The sequence below is a fragment of the Curtobacterium sp. MCBA15_016 genome, from assembly GCF_001865105.1.
GTDB lineage: Bacteria > Actinomycetota > Actinomycetes > Actinomycetales > Microbacteriaceae > Curtobacterium.
In genome coordinates this window covers 4,584-5,424 of sequence record NZ_MJGR01000017.1, presented here as the reverse complement: position 1 = coordinate 5,424, position 841 = coordinate 4,584, and the positions used below count along the sequence as shown (strand labels likewise).

Annotated in this window: 1 protein-coding gene; it reads right to left on the bottom strand. The window is 74.0% G+C overall.

Annotated features, from left to right (window positions below; genetic code table 11):
* Window positions 1-126: 126 nt before the first annotated feature.
* On the bottom strand, window positions 127-841 hold a 715-nt coding region (locus BIV03_RS07630; RefSeq protein WP_071295237.1), incomplete at its 5' end, for a Nif3-like dinuclear metal center hexameric protein.

Genomic DNA, 841 nt, shown 5'->3' with positions numbered 1-841 from the left:
TGCCGAGCTCGGTGAGCCGGTCGCCCTTCTGCAGCGACGTGATGCGGTGCGCGATCCGGGTGACGTCGTTGTCGAGACGCTGGACGTCGAGGAGGATGACCTGGTCCTCGGGTGCTGCCTTCATGGTCAGACTCCTTGTGTGTCGGTGGTGGGTTCGGCGGCCGGCAGGACGGCGAAGTCCCACGGGTCGGTGCGGAGGTCGCTCACGGTGACGCGGACGCCCGCGGCGCGGCGGAGTTGTTCGGCGGCGACGTCGAGCCAGAGCCACTCGGTGGCCCAGTGCGAGGTGTCGATGAGGGCGGGCCCGCCGACGAGCATCGCCTGCTCGCGGAACTCGGACGCCGGGTGGTGCCGGAGGTCGCTCGTGACGTAGACGTCGGCACCGAGCACGTCGGGGTGCCCGAGGTACGCGTCACCGGCGCCGGCGCAGAGCGCGACGGAGCGGACGGGCCGGTCGAACTCCCCCGAGACCCGGACGCCGGTCGCGGTGCCGGGCAGGAGGTCCACCAGCGCCCGGGCGAGCGCGCCGAGCGTGGTCGGTTCGGCGAGCACCCCGACGCGGCCGATCCCCGTCGACGGGTCCGCACCGGGCTCGAGCGGGCTCTGGTCGGTCAGGCCGAGCCGGTCGGCGAGCACGGCCGAGGTGCCCGTCGTCACGACGTCGGCGTTGGTGTGCGCGGCGACGAGGGCTGCCCCGCCGCGCACGAGGGTGGCGAGCACGCTGCCCTTGTAGGTCGACTCGGCGATCGTGGTGACGCCGCGGAGCAGCAACGGGTGGTGGGTGAGCAGCAGGTCAGCGCCGAGCTCGACCGTCTCGCGGGCGGTGGCCGGGACGGCGTCG